Raw genomic sequence first — 399 nt, 5'->3', positions numbered from 1 at the left:
GTCCAGGTATCTATCTCGTGTCCGTTGATCGCTACCGTGATGTCCGATGGCCAATCCTTCGATGTGCCCGGGACCTCCGACGAAAGCTCCATCGCTAGTTCCAATCCGCCGACTTTGGCATTGGCAAGCGTCGCATTGTTGGGAAACTGGTATTCGACGAAGCCGCGCGTGAACCACAGCAGCCCTGCCCGCATACGGTCAGGATCGAGAAAGGTGTCGGGCACATCGAGAAGTCCGATGACGCCGTCTTTTGAACACAGGCCGCAGGGAGCGGAAACTTCGCATCTCGTATAGAGTCCAAGCGGCATCGCCACTTCTATGACGCCGAGATCCTGCGCCGGGGTGCGGTCCTTAAAGACGACAACCAACTCGGAGAAAGTCGAATAGCAAACCTTCTGG

The 399-nt window shown here is 56.9% G+C and carries 1 pseudogene; it reads right to left on the bottom strand.

Annotated features, from left to right (window positions below):
* Positions 1-399: pseudogene (locus tag EOA32_RS38055) on the bottom strand (transcriptional regulator); the annotation flags it as partial.

This window comes from Mesorhizobium sp. M1A.F.Ca.ET.072.01.1.1 (assembly GCF_004023325.1).
In the GTDB taxonomy this organism is placed as follows: Bacteria; Pseudomonadota; Alphaproteobacteria; order Rhizobiales; family Rhizobiaceae; genus Mesorhizobium.
Note: the sequence above shows the minus strand (reverse complement) of the source record. Positions and strands in the feature narration are given on the sequence as shown.